Genomic DNA, 16,143 nt, shown 5'->3' on the forward strand with positions numbered 1-16,143 from the left:
CCCGCCTGGAGGCGTCCTGTGCACCATCCTGGCCTCTCGATTCCCACCCGCGTGCGGAAATACACCCCGGCGCACGATTTCCTCCGCGTGGCACGTCCGGGCGCTAACGTCGAAGCGATGCTGCTGCACTCGGTTGTCGACACCTCCGTCGCCGTCGCCGCCACACGGTCACGACGCACCAAGATCGATCTGCTGCGGGAATTACTCGGGCGCGCCGAACCTCACGAGGTCGAAGCGGTGGTCTCATGGTTGTCCGGAGAGATGACCCAGGGTCGCCTGGGTGTCGGTTTCCGCACCCTCGCCGGCCTCTCCGCACCGGTCGCCGACGATCCCATGCTCTCCGTCGACGAGGTGTCCGGCTTCCTCGACCGCCTCGCCGGCATCTCCGGTTCCGGATCCACCGCCGCGCGGCAGCAACTGCTCCTGGATCTGTTCGGACGGGCCACCGAGGCCGAGCAGCGCTTCCTCGTCGCGCTCCTCGGCGGTGAGCTGCGGCAGGGTGCGCTCGAAGGGGTGATGACCGATGCGGTCGCAGCGGCAGCCGGTCTCCCCGTCGAACCGGTCCGTCGGGCGGTGATGTTGTCGGGCCGACTCGCGCAGGCCGCAGCGGCGGCCTTCGAGGGTGGTGTCGACGCGCTGGCGGAGTTCGGCCTGGAACTCGGCCGACCGGTTCGGCCGATGCTGGCCTCGCCCGCCGAGTCGCTCGAGGCGGCACTCATCGAGTTCGACGGGGCGGTGAGCGTGGAGTACAAACTCGACGGTGCACGCATCCAGGTGCACCGCCACGAAGACGCGGTGTGGATCTTCACCCGCACGCTGCGCGACATCACCGCATCGGTCCCCGAACTGGTCGAACTCGTCCGGGCGCTGCCGTGCCGCAGTGTCGTGCTCGACGGCGAGACACTCGCGCTCACCGATGCCGGCCGTCCCCGACCGTTCCAGGAGACCATGAGCCGGTTCGGGGCCCGCTCCGAACGCGAACTGCTCCTCCACCCGTACTTCTTCGACTGCCTGCACCTCGACGGCGACGACCTGCTCGACGAGCCGCTGTCGGTGCGTCTCGACCATCTCGCCCGCGTCGCGGGTGAGCACCGCATCCCCACGCTCGTCGCGCCGGACACCGACAGCGCCGAGGCGCATCTCGGTGACTCGCTCGGCAACGGTCACGAGGGCGTCATGGTGAAGTCGCTCACGTCGACCTACACCGCCGGACGTCGGGGCCGAGCCTGGCAGAAGGTCAAACCCGAGCACACCCTGGATCTCGTGGTGCTCGCCGCCGAGTGGGGTTACGGGCGCCGCACCGGCTTCCTGTCCAATCTGCACCTCGGTGCCCGCGACCCCGACGGTGGTCCGCCGATCATGGTCGGGAAGACGTTCAAGGGACTCACCGATGCGCTGCTGCAGTGGCAGACAGAGGAATTCCCGCGCCACGAGACACACCGTGACGAGCACACCGTCCACCTACGACCCGCGATCGTCGTCGAGGTCGAACTCGACGGAGTGCAGACCAGCAGCCGCTATCCGGGCGGGGTGGCGCTGCGCTTCGCACGGGTGCTGCGGTACCGGCCCGACAAGTCGGCCGCCGACGCCGACACCATCGATGCGGTCCGCGCGCTGCTGCCCGCGGCACCGGTTCCCGGAAGCGGCCTACCGTAGAAGGAGTGATCGACGTTCCACTCCGTTCCGACGACCTGCCCGCTCTCCTGCACGGCCGTCGGATCGCTGTTCTCACCGGCGCCGGGCTGTCGACGGACTCCGGTATCCCCGACTATCGCGGACCGGACTCGCCGCCCCGCAACCCGATGACCTACCAGCAGTTCGTCGGCGACGCGGAGTTCCGGCAACGCTACTGGGCCCGCAACCACGTCGGCTGGAAGCACATGGACGCCGCGCGCCCGAATGCCGGGCACCGGGCGCTCGCGGCCCTCGAACGCGCCGGTTCCGTCGTCGGCGTGATCACCCAGAACGTCGACCTGCTGCACACGAAGGCCGGCAGCCGGCGGGTCGTCGACCTGCACGGCACCTACGCGCAGGTCCGATGCCTGTCGTGCGAGCACCGTATCTCGCGATTCACGCTGCACGAACGGCTGTGCGCGGCCAATCCGGGATTCGACGACCGGATGCGCGCGACGACCGGTCTCGAGGTCGCCCCCGATGCGGACGCGGTGGTCACCGACACCGAGGACTTCGTCGTCGTCGATTGTGAGCGCTGCGGCGGGATGCTCAAACCCGACATCGTGTACTTCGGGGAGACGGTGCCGCGCTCGCGCGTCGATCTCGCCTTCTCGGTGGTGGACGGTGCCGACGCCCTGCTGGTCGCCGGGAGTTCGCTGACGGTGCAGTCGGGGTTGCGTTTCGTGCGTCGCGCCGCGCAGCGGAACATCCCGGTGGTGGTGATCAATCGTGGCCCCACCCGCGGGGATGCGCTGGCGACCCTCAAGCTCGAGGCGGGTACCTCGGAGACCCTCGCTTTCCTCGCCGACGCGGTGACCGCACCGACTTCGTGAGGTTCTCAGACCACCCGGACGAGATCGTCGGCGTGCACGACGGGTCGCTGGAGATCCGGCGGCAGCTGCCCGGTCGAGAAGCCGATCATGAAATCGAGTTCGGACGCGTCGTAGGCCACCACCCCGCGCGCGACCGTGCGACCGTCGGGCGCGACGATGCCCACGACGTCGCCGGCGTGGAAACCGCCACTGGTGCCGGTGATTCCGGCGGCGAGCAGCGAGCGTCGCCGCTCCATCACGGCCCGCACGGCACCCTCGTCGAGATACAGCGAACCGTGGACGTCGGCGGCGTGCCGCACCCAGAAACGCCGCGCCGACAGACGCTGCGGGCGGGCTGCGAAGGCCGTGCCTACGTCGGCGGCGCCCAGCGCGCGATCGGCCTGGGAGGCCGCGGCGAGCAGCACCGGCACCCCGGAGTCCGCCGCGAGACGGGCCGCGGACAGTTTCGACGCCATGCCACCGGTGCCCAGCGCGCCGCCCGACCCGGCGACCACACCGTCGAGATCCTCGGGGGTGCGGACCTCGGGGATGAGGTTCGCCGAGCCCTTGCGGGGATCCCCGTCGTACAGGCCGTCGACGTCGGACAGCAGGATCAGCGCGTCGGCGCCGATGAGATGCGCGACGAGGGCGGCGAGCCGGTCGTTGTCGCCGAAGCGCAGTTCGACGGTCGCGACGGTGTCGTTCTCGTTGACCACCGGGACCGCCCCGAGCGAACGCAGCCGGTCGAGGGTGCGTTGCGCGTTGCGGTGCTGAGTACGCCGGCCGATGTCGTCGGCGGTGAGGAGCACCTGGCCCACCGTGCGGTCGTAGCGGGCGAAGGAGGTGCCCCAGGCGTGGGCGAGGGTGAGCTGCCCGACGCTGGCCGCGGCCTGCTTCGTCGCGAGATCACGCGGCCGACTCGTGAGACCGAGCGGTGCGAGCCCGGCACCGACCGCACCCGAGGAGACCACGACGACACTCGAACCCGTGCGGATCCGGGCCTCGATGGCATCGACGAGACGATCGAGCCGGCCACGGTCGAGCCCGCCCACCAGACTCGTGATCGCCGACGAGCCGATCTTGACCACTACGCTGCGGGCGTGGGAGACGACCTCCCGGGTGTCGCTCATGTTCTCCTCGGTACGCTTCGGGGCTTCCTGAACGGTGGGAACGCTGGGCCGGTTACTCGAACTCGTCGTCGGTGGCCAGACCGCGGCGCACCTTCTTCGCGTGGCGACGCTCGGCGGCGCCGACGCGGTCGACCTGGTCGAGACGGGCATCGGTGCCGCGACCGGTGGGCACGACGTCCACGCCGGCCTGCGTCTGCGGTTCCCACTCGAAACCGACCTCGCCGATGGTGACCCAGCATCCGGGTTCCGCGCCGAGCTTGACGAGCTTGTCCTCGACGCCGAGACGGGCGAGGCGGTCGGCGAGGTAACCCACGGCCTCGTCGTTGTCGAAGGCCGTCTGGCGCACCCACCGCTCGGGACGGGTGCCCCGCACGATGAATCCGCCGGGCACCTCGGGATCGCGGACCACGGTGAAGGCCTCCTCGTCGCGGGCGACGGGACGGATCACGGGGCGGGTGGGCGCGGCCGGCGGATGCGCCGCCCGGTACTCGTCGACCATCTTCGCGAGGGCGAACGTCAGCGGACGCAGGCCGTCGCGACTGACGGCCGAGATCGTGAAGACCGGCCAGCCGCGGGCCTCGAGTTCGGGGGTGACGAACTCGGCGAGCTCCTTCGCGTCGGGCACGTCGGCCTTGTTGAGGATCACGATCCGGGGGCGCTCGGCGAGGTCACCGAGTCCGCTGTCGCCCGACAGCGCGGGCTGGTAGGCGGCGAGTTCGGCCTCGAGCGCGTCGATGTCGGAGATCGGGTCGCGGCCGGGTTCGAGGGTCGCGCAGTCGACAACGTGCGCGAGCACGGCGCAGCGCTCGAGATGACGGAGGAAGTCGAGGCCGAGACCGCGACCCTCACTGGCGCCGGGGATCAGGCCGGGCACGTCGGCGACGGTGAAGGTCGTGTCGCCCGACTGCACCACACCGAGATTCGGCACGAGGGTGGTGAACGGGTAGTCGGCGATCTTCGGCTTGGCGGCCGACAGCACCGACACGAGCGACGACTTGCCGGCCGAGGGGAAGCCCACGAGGCCGACGTCGGCGACGGACTTCAGTTCGAGGACGAGGTCGAGTTCCTCGCCTTCCTCGCCGAGCAGCGCGAAGCCGGGGGCCTTGCGTGCCTTCGATGCGAGTGCGGCATTGCCGAGACCACCGCGACCGCCGTGCGCGGCGACGAAACGCGTGCCGGTGCCCACGAGGTCGGCGAGGATGCGGCCGTCGCGGTCGAGTACGACGGTGCCGTCGGGAACCTTCAGGACGAGGTCGCCGCCGTTGGCACCGTTGCGGTGGCCGCCGGCGCCCTGGGCACCGTTGGTCGCCTTGGCGTGCTGGTGGAAGTGGAAGTCGAGCAGGGTGTGGACGTTGCGGTCGACTTCGAGGACGACATCGCCGCCGTTTCCTCCGTTACCGCCGTCGGGGCCGCCGAGCGGCTTGAACTTCTCGCGGTGGACGGAGGCGCAGCCGTTGCCGCCCTTGCCGGCGCTGACGTGCAGCACCACCCGGTCGATGAAGCGGGACATGGGTGGACCTTCTCTCGTCCTAAAAAACAAACCTGGTGATCAACGCAACAAGGGCGGGTCAGGGTGTGCGACCCTGGCCCGCCCCTATTGGGAGTATGTCGCGGGAGCTGGTCCCGCGGTGTCCGTTACCGGACGGCAGATCAGGCGTCTGCCGCAGCCGGAACGATGTTGACGGTCTTGCGACCGCGCTTGGTACCGAACTCGACGGCACCGGCCGCGAGGGCGAACAGCGTGTCGTCGCCGCCGCGTCCCACGTTCACGCCGGGGTGGAAGTGGGTGCCGCGCTGGCGCACGATGATCTCGCCGGCGTTGACGGCCTGGCCACCGAAGCGCTTGACGCCGAGTCGCTGTGCGTTCGAATCGCGACCGTTACGGGAGCTGGATGCGCCCTTCTTGTGTGCCATGACGAACCCTCCTGGGGGTTGAAGCTCGAAGCTCGGTTTACTTGATGCCGGTGACCTTGACGACCGTCAGCTTCTGACGGTGGCCCTGGCGCTTGTGGTACCCGGTCTTGTTCTTGAACTTGTGGATGCGGATCTTCGGGCCCTTGGTGTGCTCGACGATCTCGCCGGTGACCGAGACCTTGGCCAGCTTGTCGGCGTCGGTGGTCAGTTCGGATCCGTCGACGACGAGGACCGGGGCAAGCGAGACAGCAGCGCCGGGCTCACCCTCGATCTTCTCGACCTTGACGAGGTCGCCTTCAGCGACCTTGTACTGCTTACCGCCGGTCTTGACGATCGCGTACGTTGCCATCGGACGGCTACCCCTTGCTTCTTCGAACGTGCTCGCGCCACAGTGCTGCGGACGCGACTGGTCTGGTGTGGTTGCTGACTCGGGTCCCGCCGGCATCCTGAATCCGGACGCGGCTGGGCACTATCGCCGAGTAGCGACTGAACAAGATTACGGGAAGGTGACTCCCAGGGTCAAACCGGGTGGCACGGTAGTGCCTGCTTCCGGGCCGGTCGTGACCGGCCCGGAAGCGGAGGGTCACGCTTCGGCGTCCACCGGAGGTCCGGCGGGGCGCCCTGCGGCACGCCGCGAACGCGGCCGCCGCACGATCTCCACCGGCGTCTCGACCGGTGTGCTCGGCCGGGAGTCCGACTCGGCCCCCGTGGACGTCCCGGTCGTCGCGGGGACGACGAACACCTTGGCTGCAGGCCCACCGTCCCCGGCGGGCGCTGCGGCCGCCCGGGCGACCCTGCGTGCCCGACGGCGACGCGGAGCCGGTTCTGCGGCCTCGACGGAAGCCGCTCCGTCGGTGCTCTCCCCTGCGCCGGAGACGGCCGTCTCGGACACGGCAGCCTCGGGAACAGCGGTCTCCGCGACTGCGGCTTCGGCTGCTGCGACCTCTGCCTCGATCTCGGCGGGCTCGTCGGAGGCGGTCGTCACCGTGGTGGCGTCCTCCCCTGCGACGGGCTCCTTCGTCGGTGCGGCGACCTTCTCGGGCTCGACGGCCCGCAGCGGCTCGGTGACCTTGACCGGGTCGACGTCGCCCGCAGGTGCGGACGCCGCCTCGGATGCGGTCTCGGTCGCTGCCGGCTCTGCGGCCGGAGCGTCCGCGGCCGGTGTCGAGTTGTGCGCGGCCATCGCGAGCGCGACGGGGTGCGCGGCACGCTTGACGACCTCTTCGGGCGACGGCGTCGTGTGCGTCTCGGCGGCGGGCTCCTGCGAGCTCTTGTCGCGTCCACGCTTACGCCGCGAACCACCGCCGGACGAACGACCGGAGTCGTCCGAGGACTTCGACTCGATCGGCTCCGAGTGCACGATGAGGCCGCGGCCGCTGCAGTGCTCACAGGTGGTGGAGAACGCCTCGACGAGACCGGTCCCGAGCCGCTTGCGCGTCATCTGGACCAGGCCGAGCGAGGTGACCTCCGAGACCTGGTGGCGGGTGCGGTCCCGGCCGAGGGCCTCGGTCAGGCGACGCAGCACGAGGTCGCGGTTCGACTCGAGCACCATGTCGATGAAGTCGACGACGATCATGCCGCCGATGTCGCGCAGGCGCATCTGGCGGACGATCTCCTCGGCCGCCTCGAGGTTGTTACGGGTGACCGTCTCCTCGAGGTTGCCGCCGGAACCGGTGAACTTGCCGGTGTTGACGTCGATGACGGTCATCGCCTCGGTGCGGTCGATGACGAGCGTGCCGCCGGACGGCAGCCACACCTTGCGGTCGAGCGCCTTCGCGAGCTGCTCGTCGATGCGGTGCGCACCGAAGACGTCCACCGAGTTCTCCGAGCGGTAGCGCTCGACGCGCGGCAGCAGGTCGGGTGCGACCGTCCGGATGTAGCTCTCGACGGTGTCCCACGCCGAGTCGCCCTCGATGACGAGCTTGGAGAAGTCCTCGTTGAACAGGTCGCGCACGACCTTCACGAGCAGATCCGGCTCCTCGTAGAGCGTCTTCGGCTGGCCCGAGGCGTCGGCCTGCAGCTTCTCGGACTGCTCGCGGATCGACTCCCACTGCGTCTGCAGGCGGGTGACGTCGCGCGAGAGTTCCTCCTCGCTCACGCCCTCGGCGGCGGTACGGATGATCACGCCCGCCTCGGAGGGGACGATCTCGCGGAGGATGTCCTTGAGGCGCTTGCGCTCGGTGTCGGGGAGCTTGCGGCTGATGCCCGTGGACGAGCCTCCCGGCACGTAGACCAGGAAGCGTCCGGCGAGGCTGATCTGGGTGGTCAGACGTGCGCCCTTGTGACCGACCGGGTCCTTGCTGACCTGCACGACCACCTGGTCGCCGGGCTTGAGGGCCTGCTCGATCTTGCGGGAGTTGCCTCCGAGGCCGGCGGCCTCCCAGTTCACCTCACCGGCGTAGAGCACGCCGTTGCGGCCACGGCCGATGTCGATGAACGCCGCCTCCATGGACGGGAGGACGTTCTGCACGCGGCCGAGGTAGATGTTGCCGACCATCGACGCCGAACCGGAGGTCGTGACGAAGTGCTCGACGAGGATGCCGTCCTCGAGCACCGCGACCTGCGTCATGCCCGCGTGGGAACCGCCCGTGCGTTCGCGCACGACCATGACCCGGTCGACAGCCTCGCGGCGGGCGAGGAACTCGGATTCGGTGAGGATCGGGGGCCGGCGGCGACCGGCCTCGCGACCGTCGCGACGACGCTGACGCTTCGCCTCGAGACGCGTCGAACCGCTGATGCCCTGGACCTCGTCCTTGGCGCGGCTCTTCGGACGCGGCTCCCGCTCGTGGACGACCGTGGGAACCGAGTCGTCGTCGGTGCTCGCGGTGTCGGTGTCGGAACCGCGACGACGACGGCGACGGCGGCGGCGACGGGACGTCCCCCCGCCCTGCTCGTCGTCGGTGTCGTGCTCGTCGCTGCTCTGCTCGTCGCCCGAGGCGGACTCGTCGGAGGTGCTCTCCTCGGTGCCGGCGGTCTCCTCGGCGGGAGTCTCCGCTGCGGTGGACTCCGCTTCGGCGGACTTCTCCGTCTCCGCGGCGGCGGACTCGGAGTCCTCGCCGGTTGCGGTGGTCTCGTCCTGCTGGTCGGTATCGGTGCCGTCCCCGCGGCCACGTCCACGACCGCGACGTCCGCGGCGGCGGCGACGCGGCTGGTCGTCCTGGTCTTCGTCCGCCTGCTGCGACGGCGCTTCCTCGGTGGACTCGGCGGACTCGGCGGCGGCCGGCTCGACGGTCTGCTGCTCGTCCTCGGCCGGTGCCTGCTCGGTGTCCTTGCCGCGGCGTGCGCGCCGGCGACGCGGGCGGGTCCCCTCCTCTTCCTCGGCAGGCGAGGGCACCTCGGGCTGGAGGAACAGCGGTGCAGCGACGATCGGCTCGGCCGTGGTGGACGGCTCGGGCATCTCGAACAGCGGCGTGCTCTGCTCCACCGACGTGAACAGCCCGGTGGGTCCTCCGACGGAGGGGATGTCGAGTGCCTGCGGTGCGGTCTCGTCCGCGGTCTTCTCGGCGGGTCGCAGCTCGTCGCTCTCGACCGGCACGGCCTCGGCGGTCTCCGCAGCCTCGGTCGCAGGCGCGGGAGTCGTCTCGACGGCAGGCTCCGGCGCGGTCTCGGCCTCGGGAGCCGTCTCCGCCACAGCTTCGGGAGCCGTCTCGGCTGCAGCTTCGGGAGCCGTCTCGGCTTCCTGTACGGCGGGCGCGGGCGTGCCCGTGTCGTCGCTCAACGCGGCGTGCAGGTCCTCCGCGACGTCGCGTGGGAGGGTCGAGTGCGCACTGCGCAGCTCGGTGCCGCGCTCGGCGGCTTTCGCGATCACCTGCTTACTGGTCAGCCCCAGCAGCTTGGCGAGGGCATGGACGCGGATCTTGGCAGGCAGACCGAGGAGGTTCCGTCCCCCTGCGTCCGACGCTTCGATCGAGTTGTTCTCCGGCGGCTCTTGATCGGCCACGTAGGTCTCCTAAGGCCCCCGGGCGCGTCCACCACCGACAACAGCGATGTGAGCGGCCACGCGGGGGCGCAGCTTGTGTACTCGCGCCGGGTGGGCGCGAGTCCTTCCGGTCTCGCATCGCGCGGTCGTCCGGTGCCCGTTTTCACTGCACGGCCGAGCAATGCCTGGCTTGATCGCGGGTCGAGCGCCGGAACATCCAGCGTGCCGCCGAGCGAGGTGTCTCCTTCGTCCTCGGCCACAGCGATGTCGGGCATCGATCCGTGATGTCGTTCGGCCGCTCCGCACGCGGTGTGTGCGGGGCAACCTCTGCCAGTATCCCACACGGAGATGCACGGATACGCCAACGGCGCCCCGGAGGGCGCCGTCGGCGGTGTCGGGAGGCGCGAAGCGCGACGCCCGAGAGGTTTCGTGAGCGACACGCCAGGCGCCGCTCGTGCGGGGCTGTTACTTCGCAGCCAGGGCGGGGAACCAGAGAGCGATCTCGCGCTCGGCGGACTCCACCGAGTCGGAGCCGTGGACCAGGTTCTCGCCCGGGTCCAGGCCGAGGTCGCCGCGGATCGAGCCGGGCACGGCCTTCTCGACCGGATCGGTGCCACCGGCGAGTTGACGGAACGCCGCGATCGCGCGCGGGCCTTCGAGGACCGCGGCCACGAGGGGGCCGCCGGTGATGAACTCGATCAGCGAGGGGTAGAAGGGCTTGCCCTCGTGCTCGGCGTAGTGCGCTCCGGCGACCTCCTCGGTCGCAGTGCGCAGCTCGAGAGCCACGATGTCCAGCCCCTTGCGCTCGATGCGCGAGAGGATCTCTCCGACGTGACGGCGTGCGACGCCGTCGGGCTTGATCAGTACCAGGGTCCGCTCAGTCACGCGACAAGCCTAGAGGTCGTCCCGCTGGCCCGGCAGCAGACCCCTGGATTCGCGATCCCTGATGTCCTTGCGCAGGTAGAAGATGTACGCCCACACCACGGCGAAGAGCACACCCACCGCACCGAACGCGAGGTCGACGAAGAAGCCGAGCACGGCGAGCACCTGCAGCGTGATGTTGAACGGGATCGCCCACGACTTCTTCTGCACCCCGGCTCCGAGGAACATGAGAACGGCGAGGCCCACGACGTAGGTCGTCGACCACGCGCTCAGTCCCCCGCCGACGGTCGCGATCACCGGCAGCACCAGCAGCACCACGATCGCCTCGAGCACGAGCGTTCCCGCCATCACGCCGCGGAAGCCCTTCCAGGGGTCCGTCGTCGGCGGCCGGAACTTCTGTTCCTCCGGCTTGTCGTTGCTCACGCGGGATCCTTTCCGAACAGACTGCGGGCCGCACCTGCGGTCACCACCGAACCGGTGACCACGACCCCGGCGCCCGACACCGCTTCGCCGGGCTCGCCGACCTCCTCCGCGATCGCGATCGCGGTTTCGATCGCATCCGGGAGCGTCGCCGCGGTGACGACCCGTTCGTCGCCGAATCGGGCGACGGCGATGTTCGCGAGATCGTCGACGTCCATCGCCCGCGGCGACCCGTTGTGGGTGACGACGATCTCGTCGAAGACCGGTTCGAGCGCCTCGATCAGACCTGCGACGTCCTTGTCGGCCATCACGCTCACGACGCCCACGAGCTTGCGGAAGTCGAATTCCTGGGCGAGCGCGGCCGCGAGGGCCTTCGCACCGTGCGGGTTGTGCGCGGCGTCGAGGAATACGGTGGGCGCGTTGCGCACCCGCTCGAGCCGGCCCGGCGTGGTCACCGACGCGAACGCGTCGCGCACCGCATCGACATCGAGCTGCTTGCCGGGGCCCGCCCCGAAGAACGCCTCGACCGCGGCCAGCGCGACCGACGCGTTGTGCGCCTGGTGCTCGCCGTGGAGCGGCAGGAAGATGTCGGTGTAGAGACCCCCGAGACCCTGCAGGTCGATCTGCTGTCCGCCGACGGCGACCGCACGCCGCACCACCGCGAACTCGGAACCCTGACGGGCCACGGCCGCGTCGGCCTCGACGGCCTGCCGCAGCAGCACGTCCATCGCCTCGGGTTCCTGCTGCGCGATGATCGCCACGGTGTCGCGGGGCACGAGACCGTCGTCGGGTGCCTTCTTGATGATCCCGGCCTTCTCCCCCGCGATCTCCGTGAGGGTGTCGCCGAGATAGCCGGTGTGGTCGATCCCGACCGGCGTGATCACCGCGACCTGCCCGGTGACGACGTTGGTGGCGTCCCACCGTCCGCCGAGACCGACCTCCACGACCGCCACGTCGACGGGTGCATCGGCGAACGCCGCGAACGCCATGGCCGTGGTGACCTCGAACTTGCTCATCTTCGGACCACCGGCCGCCTCGGACTGCTCGTCGATCATCCGGACGTACGGTTCGATGTCGCGGTAGGTGTCGACGTAGGTCCGCGGCGAAACCGGCGCGCCGTCGATGCTGATCCGCTCGGTGGCGAGCTGCAGGTGCGGGCTCGTCGTCCGGCCGACCCGGTGGTGCATGCGGGTGAGCAGCGCGTCGATCATCCGGGTTGTCGACGTCTTGCCGTTCGTGCCGGCCACGTGGATCGAGGGGTAGCTGTTCTGCGGCGACCCGAGGATGTCCATCAGCGCGGCGATCCGCGCCAGGGACGGCTCGATCTTCGTCTCCGGCCAGCGCTTGTCGAGCTCGGCTTCGACGAGCGTCAGTTCGGCCAGGTCCACCGGGGACGGCGCCCCCGGGGTGTCGGTGCTCACGCCGCGCCCAGCTCCTTCAGTCGTGCGGTGATCCGTGCGATCTCCTCTTCCGCGATCTGCTTGCGACCGCGGATCTTCTCGACCACCTGATCGGGTGCCTTCGCGAGGAAGGCCTCGTTCGACAGCTTCGCGGAGGTGCCCATCAGTTCCTTCTCCGCGGCGGCGAGATCCTTGCGCAGGCGCGCGATCTCGGCGCCGACGTCGATGCTGCCGGAGGTGTCGAGCTCGACGGTGACCGTCGCGCGGCTCAGCCGGACCTCGATCGACGCGGTGGCCGAGAACGAGTCCTCCGGCGCGGTCAGGCGCGCGAGCGACTGCACGGCCGGCACCTGCGCGACGAGATCGGCGTCCTCGACACCGACGAGCCGGGCCGCGACCTTCTGCGACGGCTTGAGGCCCTGGTCGCTGCGAAACCGGCGGATCTCGGTGACGAGCCTCTGCAGGTCGGCGACCCGCTGCGCCGCGGTCTCGTCGGTGGCGACGCCGGACGCCTCGGGCCAGGACGCGACGACAACGGACTCGCCGCCGGTGAGCACCTTCCACAGGGTCTCGGTGACGAACGGGATGACCGGGTGCAGCAGGCGCAGCAGCTGGTCGAGGACGGTGCCGAGCACGACCTTGGTGCCGTCGGCGTGGGCGCTGCCCTCGACGAGCTGGACCTTGGCGAGCTCGAGATACCAGTCGCAGACCTCGTCCCACGCGAAGTGGTAGAGCGCCTCGCACGCCTTCGAGAACTCGTAATGATCGAAGGCCGCGTCGACCTCGGTCCGCACCTGCTCGAGGCGGTCGAGGATCCACCGGTCGGCGTCGGTGAGCTGCTGGCGGGCCGGGAGCTCGCCGATCACCGCGCCGTTCATCAACGCGAACTTGGTCGCGTTGAACAGCTTGTTCGCGAAGTTGCGCGACGACTGGGCGTGGTCCTCACCGACGGCGAGATCGCCACCCGGGTTCGCGCCGCGCGCCAGCGTGAAGCGCAGGGCGTCGGCGCCGAAACGCTCGACCCAGTCGAGGGGGTCGATGCCGTTGCCGCGCGACTTCGACATCTTCTTGCCGAACTGGTCGCGGACGAGGCCGTGCAGGAACAGATCCCGGAACGGAACCTGCGCCTGGTGCACCGCGTCGTCGCCCGACACGTAGGTGCCGAACATCATCATGCGGGCGACCCAGAAGAACAGGATGTCGTAGCCGGTGACGAGAACGCTGGTGGGATAGAACTTGTCGAGCTCGGGGGTCTTCTCCGGCCAGCCCATCGTGGAGAACGGCCACAGGCCGGACGAGAACCACGTGTCGAGCACGTCCGGGTCCTGCTCCCAACCCTCGGGTGCGCTCTCGTCGGGGCCGAAGCACTCGACCTCGCCGTTCGGGCCGTACCAGATCGGGATGCGGTGACCCCACCACAGCTGACGCGAGATGCACCAGTCGTGCATGTTGTCGACCCAGTCGAACCAGCGCGGTTCCTGGCTCGCCGGGTGGATGACGGTGTGACCGTTGCGCACCGCGTCGCCGGCGGCCTTGGCGAGCTTGTCGACCTTGACCCACCACTGCATCGACAGCCGCGGCTCGATGGTCTCGCCGGACCGCTCGGAGTGGCCGACGCTGTGCAGGTAGGGGCGCTTCTCGGCGACGACGCGGCCCTGCGCGGCGAGTTCCTCGCGGATCGCGACGCGCGCCTCGAAACGGTCCATGCCGTCGAAGCGGGTGCCGGAGTCGGCGATACGACCGGCCTTGTCCATGATCGTGGGCATCGGCAGGTCGTGCCGCAGGCCCATTTCGAAGTCGTTGGGGTCGTGCGCAGGCGTGATCTTCACTGCGCCCGTACCGAATTCGGGGTCGACGTATTCGTCGGCGATGATCGGGATCTGACGGCCGGTGATCGGGTGCTCGAGCGTCGTGCCGATGATGTCCTTGTAGCGCTCGTCTTCGGGGTGCACCGCGACGGCGGTGTCGCCGAGCATCGTCTCCACACGAGTGGTAGCGACGACGACGTGCGGCTCGTCGTCGTTCAGGGAGCCGTAGCGCAGGGAGACGAGTTCGCCCTCGACCTCCTCGAACTTCACCTCGATGTCGGAGATCGCGGTCTGCAGCACGGGCGACCAGTTGACCAGGCGCTCGGCGCGGTAGATCAGCCCCTCGTCGTAGAGGCGCTTGAACATCGTCTGCACCGCGCGGGACAGCCCCTCGTCCATGGTGAAGCGGTCGCGCGACCAGTCCACACCGTCGCCGATGCGACGCATCTGGCCCTGGATCATGCCGCCGGACTCGGCCTTCCACTGCCAGACCTTCTCGATGAAGGCCTCGCGACCGAGGTCCTCCTTCTTCTTGCCGTCGGCGGCGAGCTGCTTCTCGACGACGGTCTGGGTGGCGATGCCGGCGTGGTCCATGCCGGGCAGCCACAGCACCTCGTAGCCCTGCATGCGCTTACGGCGGGAGAGCACGTCCATGAGGGTGTGGTCGAGGGCGTGACCCATGTGCAGGCTGCCGGTGACGTTCGGCGGCGGCAGGACGATCGAGTACCCGGGCTTGTCGCTCGTGGGGTCGGCCTCGAAGTAGCCGGCGTCGACCCACTGCTGGTAGAGCTCCGCTTCGACGGCGCTGGGGTCCCAGCTCTTGGGAAGGGCGTCGGCGGGGTTCTGCGAGTTCTCTGGCGCACTGGTCACCCGTCAATCGTAAGCGTCGCGGCGAACCTCCTGGACACGGGCCACGACAGAGATGGACACGGGTCGCGACAGAGCCGGACAGGGGTCGCGACAGAAGAGTGTGGCCCGCTCCCCGACCGGGTATCGCAGTGCCGGGCGGCCGAATGCGCGGACGCCGAACGGACAGTACGGAGGACACCGTCATGATGCGGGCATTGATCTTCGCTGCAGGTGCAGCCGCGGGATTCGTCGCGGGGACCCGGGCGGGACGCGAGACCTACGACAAGATGCGGGGGCGTTCGAACGAGCTGTGGCACAACCCGGCAGTGCAGGAAAAGGTCATTCCTGCGGTACAGGACAAGGTGACGGAAGCGGCCGGCGTCGTGAAGGAGAAGGCACCGCACCTCCAGGAGACGGTCGGTGGTCTCGCCGAGAAGGTCACCCATCGCGGCGGATCGGGTCAGCACTCGGCCGGTTCCGGTTCCGCGACGAGCGAGTCGACACCGGCCACCGACGAGCCCACGCGTCCGCCGGTCTCGCCGGGCGACCAGCCGCGCCCGCCCGAATAGCGAGGCAGTAGACCCCGAGCGGACGTCCTCGGTCAGCCCAGCTCGTCCGGCAGGTCGAGCGGGCGGCCGAGCACGTGCTCGGACAGGAACGCCTCGACGGTCCGGTACCAGATCTTCGAGTGCTGAGGCTTCAGCACCCAGTGGTTCTCGGACGGGAAGTACAGGAAGCGGTGGACGGTGGTGCCGTCGTCCTCGGCGGGCCGGCCCGATTCGTTGAGCAGCTCGTACCACAGGCGCAGGGCTTCGCCGATCGGGACGCGATAGTCCTTGTCGCCGTGGATCACGAGCATGGGCGTGACGATGTCGGCGACGAACAGGTGCGGTGAGTTCTCGACCGCCATCTCCGGGGTCATCTCCCGCTGCCAGTACCAGGCCACGTCGGTGGTCGGGGTGAACTGGTCCAGCGCCCACAGGCCGGCATGGGTGACGACCGCGCGGAACCGGTCGGTGTGCCCGGCGATCCAGTTGGCGAGATATCCGCCGAACGATCCGCCCATCACCGCGGTCCGCTCCTCGTCGATGTCCTCGCGCGCGACCGCGGCATCCGTGATCGCCATCAGATCGGTGTACGGTTCGCTCCCCCACCGTCCCCAGCCTCGCCGGAGGAAGTCGTCGCCGTATCCCGTGGACAGTGCGGGATCGGGCAGCAGCACCGCATAGCCGCGGGCGACGAGGAGCCACGGGTTCCAGCGCCACGACCACGTGTTCCAGCTGCTCAGCGGACCGCCGTGCACCCACAGCAACAACGGCGCGGGGTCGTCGGCGG

Annotated in this window: 13 protein-coding genes; 3 read left to right on the plus strand and 10 right to left on the minus strand. The window is 69.7% G+C overall.

Annotated features, from left to right (window positions below):
- Nucleotides 1-117 precede the first annotated feature (117 nt).
- Nucleotides 118-1,656, plus strand: coding sequence for an ATP-dependent DNA ligase (locus tag ACLBYD_RS07975; protein WP_447815991.1), 1,539 nt, complete (start codon nt 118-120; stop codon nt 1,654-1,656).
- 5 nt (nt 1,657-1,661) lie between these two features.
- The gene (locus tag ACLBYD_RS07980) at nt 1,662-2,507 is read left to right on the plus strand and encodes an NAD-dependent protein deacetylase (protein WP_447815992.1); all 846 of its coding nucleotides are present in this window, start codon (nt 1,662-1,664) and stop codon (nt 2,505-2,507) included.
- 5 nt (nt 2,508-2,512) lie between these two features.
- On the opposite strand, the gene proB is transcribed toward ACLBYD_RS07980, so the two are convergent.
- The 9 genes from proB to ACLBYD_RS08025 all read right to left on the minus strand — a co-directional run bounded on the left by proB (nt 2,513) and on the right by ACLBYD_RS08025 (nt 14,829).
- The gene (gene proB / locus ACLBYD_RS07985) at nt 2,513-3,616 is read right to left on the minus strand and encodes a glutamate 5-kinase (protein ID WP_447815993.1); all 1,104 of its coding nucleotides are present in this window, start codon (nt 3,614-3,616) and stop codon (nt 2,513-2,515) included.
- A 52-nt stretch (nt 3,617-3,668) separates the two neighbouring features.
- Nucleotides 3,669-5,126, minus strand: coding sequence for a GTPase ObgE (gene obgE, locus ACLBYD_RS07990; RefSeq protein WP_060651100.1), 1,458 nt, complete (start codon nt 5,124-5,126; stop codon nt 3,669-3,671).
- 140 nt (nt 5,127-5,266) lie between these two features.
- Nucleotides 5,267-5,530: a 50S ribosomal protein L27 gene (gene rpmA, locus ACLBYD_RS07995; RefSeq protein ID WP_006551184.1), complete on the minus strand. Its 264-nt coding sequence runs from the start codon at nt 5,528-5,530 to the stop codon at nt 5,267-5,269.
- 37 nt (nt 5,531-5,567) lie between these two features.
- Nucleotides 5,568-5,879: a 50S ribosomal protein L21 gene (rplU, locus tag ACLBYD_RS08000; protein ID WP_006551183.1), complete on the minus strand. Its 312-nt coding sequence runs from the start codon at nt 5,877-5,879 to the stop codon at nt 5,568-5,570.
- 234 nt (nt 5,880-6,113) lie between these two features.
- Entirely contained in the window at nt 6,114-9,470 is a 3,357-nt protein-coding gene (locus ACLBYD_RS08005) for a translation initiation factor IF-2 N-terminal domain-containing protein (RefSeq protein ID WP_447815994.1), read from the minus strand.
- Between the two features lie 444 nt (nt 9,471-9,914).
- The gene (ndk, locus tag ACLBYD_RS08010) at nt 9,915-10,334 is read right to left on the minus strand and encodes a nucleoside-diphosphate kinase (RefSeq protein WP_006551181.1); all 420 of its coding nucleotides are present in this window, start codon (nt 10,332-10,334) and stop codon (nt 9,915-9,917) included.
- Nucleotides 10,335-10,343: 9 nt separating this feature from the next.
- On the minus strand, nt 10,344-10,754 hold the full coding sequence (locus tag ACLBYD_RS08015) for a DUF4233 domain-containing protein (protein WP_060651102.1): 411 nt from the start codon (nt 10,752-10,754) through the stop codon (nt 10,344-10,346).
- On the minus strand, nt 10,751-12,172 hold the full coding sequence (gene folC / locus ACLBYD_RS08020; protein ID WP_258259240.1) for a bifunctional tetrahydrofolate synthase/dihydrofolate synthase: 1,422 nt from the start codon (nt 12,170-12,172) through the stop codon (nt 10,751-10,753). Before folC ends, ACLBYD_RS08015 begins: the two co-directional genes overlap by 4 nt.
- On the minus strand, nt 12,169-14,829 hold the full coding sequence (locus tag ACLBYD_RS08025) for a valine--tRNA ligase (RefSeq protein WP_447815995.1): 2,661 nt from the start codon (nt 14,827-14,829) through the stop codon (nt 12,169-12,171). Before ACLBYD_RS08025 ends, folC begins: the two co-directional genes overlap by 4 nt.
- A gap of 182 nt (nt 14,830-15,011) precedes the next feature.
- Between ACLBYD_RS08025 and ACLBYD_RS08030 the strand changes: the two genes are divergently transcribed.
- Nucleotides 15,012-15,377: a hypothetical protein gene (locus ACLBYD_RS08030; protein ID WP_024100597.1), complete on the plus strand. Its 366-nt coding sequence runs from the start codon at nt 15,012-15,014 to the stop codon at nt 15,375-15,377.
- A gap of 32 nt (nt 15,378-15,409) precedes the next feature.
- Here ACLBYD_RS08030 and ACLBYD_RS08035 read toward each other — a convergent pair.
- Nucleotides 15,410-16,143, minus strand: a 734-nt coding sequence (locus tag ACLBYD_RS08035) for an alpha/beta hydrolase family protein (RefSeq protein WP_447815996.1), incomplete at its 5' end; no start/stop codon positions are given.

It is taken from the genome of Rhodococcus sp. C26F (genome assembly GCF_053345925.1).

Excerpts from the sequence above, each read along its gene's own strand:
- ACLBYD_RS07975 (WP_447815991.1), top strand. The coding sequence starts at position 118 with ATGCTGCTGCACTCGGTTGTCGACACCTCCGTCGCCGTCGCCGCCACA.
- proB (WP_447815993.1), bottom strand. The coding sequence starts at position 3,616 with ATGAGCGACACCCGGGAGGTCGTCTCCCACGCCCGCAGCGTAGTGGTC.
- obgE (WP_060651100.1), bottom strand. The coding sequence starts at position 5,126 with ATGTCCCGCTTCATCGACCGGGTGGTGCTGCACGTCAGCGCCGGCAAG.
- rpmA (WP_006551184.1), bottom strand. The coding sequence starts at position 5,530 with ATGGCACACAAGAAGGGCGCATCCAGCTCCCGTAACGGTCGCGATTCG.
- rplU (WP_006551183.1), bottom strand. The coding sequence starts at position 5,879 with ATGGCAACGTACGCGATCGTCAAGACCGGCGGTAAGCAGTACAAGGTC.
- ACLBYD_RS08030 (WP_024100597.1), top strand. The coding sequence starts at position 15,012 with ATGATGCGGGCATTGATCTTCGCTGCAGGTGCAGCCGCGGGATTCGTC.